The sequence below is a fragment of the Variovorax sp. GW531-E2 genome (genome assembly GCF_059423125.1).
Map to the genome: position 1 here is coordinate 1 of NZ_JBWKXQ010000123.1, position 3,047 is coordinate 3,047.

Sequence of the window (3,047 nt, forward strand, 5' to 3'; positions counted from 1 at the left end):
GGGTGGTGGAGGCGGCGGAGGCGGCGGAGGCGGCGTAGCCATGCTGCCGCTGCCACCGGTCGGCGGCACGCCGACACCACCGCCCGCGGACACCGGACGCGGCCGGGTGGTCCAGGCCTCGGTGAAGTCCGAGGCCACGGGTGCGACCTATCCCCTGCACATCTACCTGCCGTCGGGTTACGACGGTGCAACGACGACGTACCCCGCGATCTACATCACCGATGGCGATGCGGTCTTCAACCAGAGCGTGACGCGCTTCCAGAACTTCACGGACATCCTCGAGAAGGCCGGCAAGAAGGCCATCGTCGTCGGCATCGGCGGCACGGCGCGCCGTAACACCGACTACCTGATGCCCGGCGCCAAGCCGTACCACGACTTTCTGACCGACCAGCTGGTGCCGTATGTCGAATCGAACTACCGCGCCAACCCGGCCAAGCGCATGCTCTCGGGCCTGTCGAACGGCGGCGTCTTCACGCTCATCGCCTTCTTCACGGAAGGCGCGGCCGGCAAGTTCACCTTCCAGTACTTCTTCCCCTCCGATCCACCCGTCAAAGGCGCAAGCGCGCAACTCGAGCCGCTCGAAAGCCAGATGTACGCCAACAGCAGCACGCGGGAGATTCCTGTGACCTTGCTGTTGGGCTTCGCCGCTGCCAACACAGGCGGCCCGGAGATCACCGCCATGCACGACAAGATCGCAGCGCACAACTACAAGGGCCTGCAGTTGAGCGTGAAGGGCTACCCCGGAGGGCACACGCCGATGGACTTGCCGTCGTTCGAGGACATCGTGGCGCGGTTCATCGATTAAGGCGCGGGGTGTCGACCCAGGGTTTTTCCTAGCCCGTGAGCGTGTCGAATCGCAGCGGGCTCATCCGACGTCATCACAGAGGGTCGTCCTCTGTACTTCATCAGGAGAAAGCAACCATGGCCACCAACACCGTTCGCCTGCACCGCGTGCTGCGCACCACCCCCGACAAGCTCTACCGTGCCTTCGTGGAACCCGGCGCCTTCGAGCGCTGGCTGCCGCCCTTCGGCTTCACCGGCAAGGTCCACACCATGGAGCCGGTGGTGGGCGGCGCGTGGCGCATGTCCTTCACCAACTTCGGCACCGGCCACGGCCATTCGTTCGGCGGCAAATACCTGGAACTCGTGCCCGGCCAGCGCATTGCCTACGACGCGAGCTTCGACGATCCCCACCTGCCGGGCACGATGAAGACCACGGTGGTCCTGACCGCCGTGTCCTGCGGCACGGACATGTCCGTCGTGCAGGAAGGCATCCCCGACGTGATTCCCGTCGAGATGTGCTACCTGGGCTGGCAGGAATCGCTGGTCGCTCTGGCCCAGCTGGTCGAGCCGAACATTCCAGGTTGAGGATCGGCTTCAGGCACGCCGCGCTTCACAGCCGGCGAATCCCTTGAGCCCGGCCAGCTCATCGAGGATGGGGCACTCCGGGCGCTCGTCACCTTCGCAGCAATGAGCAAGGCGCTCCAGCAGGCGCTTCATGTGCGCGAGTTCCTCGATGCGCTGGGCCAGGTCCTCGGCACGTTCGAGTGCAACGCGCTTCACGTCGAAGCTTGCGCGGCGCCCGTCTTGCCACAAGGCGTGCAGCTCGATGACTTCCTGTGTGTCGAAACCCAACGTGTGTGCGCGCCGCACGAAGCGCAGCGTCGACACGGCGCGTTCGTCGTAGAGGCCGCCGTGCGCCGTGTCGTCGAGCAGCCCGAGCGATTCGCAGTCACTCAGCAGCCGCGCGGACGCACCGGAGCGCGCAACGACATCGGCAAGGGACAAGCGCGCGGCAGCAGCAGCCGGCGCCGTGGGATGTTCCATGGGGTTCTCCTTCGAGCCAAAGCGCGAAGTCTCAACCTTCACACCATGAGAGAGTCAAACGCGAGCAGCGCATGACCTTGGCACGCCAGGGGTCAGGCCTTCGCCGCGCTTGACCTTCACACGATGCCAAGCTTGACACTGCGAGTCACTCTTTTGAAAGGACTCACCCCATGCAAGCGTTTGAAATCCAGTCGATGACCTGCGGCAGCTGCGCCGGCCGCATCACCCGGGCCGTCAAGGACCTGGACCCGCAGGCCAGGATCGAGGTGGACTTGAAGAGCAGAACGGTGCGCATCGACACCACGGAGGACAGCCCTTCCGTGGTGGCCGTGCTCACAGAGGCCGGCTACCCGCCCAAACCGCTGTCGGCATGAGCACGCCGCACGCGAACCCTGGGCGTCGGGTTCACAGCGACGGCCGCAGTGCCTACTTGTAGATTCGCACCACCGCGTCTTCAAACGCAGGCACATCCGCACCGACGTGCGTGGTGTTGAATTGCGGGTTGAGCAGCTGCAGCCCCACGTAGCCTCGCGCGGCCATTCGTTGATACAGCTGCGTCACGTGCGGCTGGTTGCAGCCGCTTGAGCAACTCGCCAGTATCAACGTGACTGGCAGCGGCCTGCCCGCCAACGCGTCGAACATCTTCTTTTCGAGATCGTTGTTCTGGGCCTCCTGCTGCCAGAAAGCGCCCTCGATCGACACAAAGGAAGAAAACACCAGGTTGTCCGGCGCTTCGAGAAAGAGCGCCGTGGCTGCCAGGTTGCCACTGGTCGACAGGCCCGTGAGCATCCGGTTCTTGGGATTGGTCCGGTACTTCGAATCGATGAAGGGAATCAACTCCTTCGCGAGGAAGTCGTGGTACTTGAAGGCCCCGGGAAAGTTGTAGTCCTCCTGGCGTCGCCCGGTGTTCCCGATGCCGACGAGGATGACTTTCGTTCCGCGCTTCACCAGGACATCCATGAGATTCGCGAACCGTGTCTGCGGCAAGCCGTTGGTGGCATCGCCGTCGAGGGCATAGATGACGGGGTAGGCATCGGAGCCCTGGTCGTACCCGGCGGGCAGGTAGACGGAAAGAGGGTAAGGCGCGCCGGTGAACCCCGACTGGATGGATTCGGACACCACGCGGTTGGTGGGCGTCGGTGTCGGCGCTGGTGCCGGCTGCTGGGGCACGGGCCCTGCGGTCGGCGGGAGGATCGGCAGGCCACCGCCGCCCCCACCAC

5 protein-coding genes are annotated in these 3,047 nt (G+C 64.9%); 3 read left to right on the forward strand and 2 right to left on the reverse strand.

What is annotated here, in order from left to right; all coding sequences use genetic code 11:
- Both AC07XP_RS32115 and AC07XP_RS32120 read left to right on the forward strand, forming a co-directional pair.
- Positions 1-805, forward strand: an 805-nt coding sequence (locus AC07XP_RS32115) for an alpha/beta hydrolase (RefSeq protein WP_495266943.1), incomplete at its 5' end; no start/stop codon positions are given.
- Between the two features lie 116 nt (positions 806-921).
- A complete protein-coding gene (locus AC07XP_RS32120) occupies positions 922-1,368 on the forward strand; it encodes an SRPBCC family protein (protein WP_307588679.1) in 447 nt (148 codons plus the stop codon).
- A 9-nt stretch (positions 1,369-1,377) separates the two neighbouring features.
- Here AC07XP_RS32120 and AC07XP_RS32125 read toward each other — a convergent pair whose 3' ends face one another.
- The gene (locus tag AC07XP_RS32125; protein ID WP_070060862.1) at positions 1,378-1,827 is read right to left on the reverse strand and encodes a MerR family DNA-binding protein; all 450 of its coding nucleotides are present in this window, start codon (positions 1,825-1,827) and stop codon (positions 1,378-1,380) included.
- Positions 1,828-1,997: 170 nt separating this feature from the next.
- Here AC07XP_RS32125 and AC07XP_RS32130 point away from each other — a divergent pair, with 170 nt between their 5' ends.
- The gene (locus AC07XP_RS32130; RefSeq protein WP_095745482.1) at positions 1,998-2,201 is read left to right on the forward strand and encodes a heavy-metal-associated domain-containing protein; all 204 of its coding nucleotides are present in this window, start codon (positions 1,998-2,000) and stop codon (positions 2,199-2,201) included.
- 52 nt (positions 2,202-2,253) lie between these two features.
- On the opposite strand, the gene AC07XP_RS32135 is transcribed toward AC07XP_RS32130, so the two are convergent.
- On the reverse strand, positions 2,254-3,047 hold a 794-nt coding region (locus tag AC07XP_RS32135; protein ID WP_495266944.1), incomplete at its 5' end, for an alpha/beta hydrolase.

Coding starts and splice junctions, on each gene's coding strand:
- AC07XP_RS32120 (WP_307588679.1), top strand. CDS start 922: ATGGCCACCAACACCGTTCGCCTGCACCGCGTGCTGCGCACCACCCCC.
- AC07XP_RS32125 (WP_070060862.1), bottom strand. CDS start 1,827: ATGGAACATCCCACGGCGCCGGCTGCTGCTGCCGCGCGCTTGTCCCTT.
- AC07XP_RS32130 (WP_095745482.1), top strand. CDS start 1,998: ATGCAAGCGTTTGAAATCCAGTCGATGACCTGCGGCAGCTGCGCCGGC.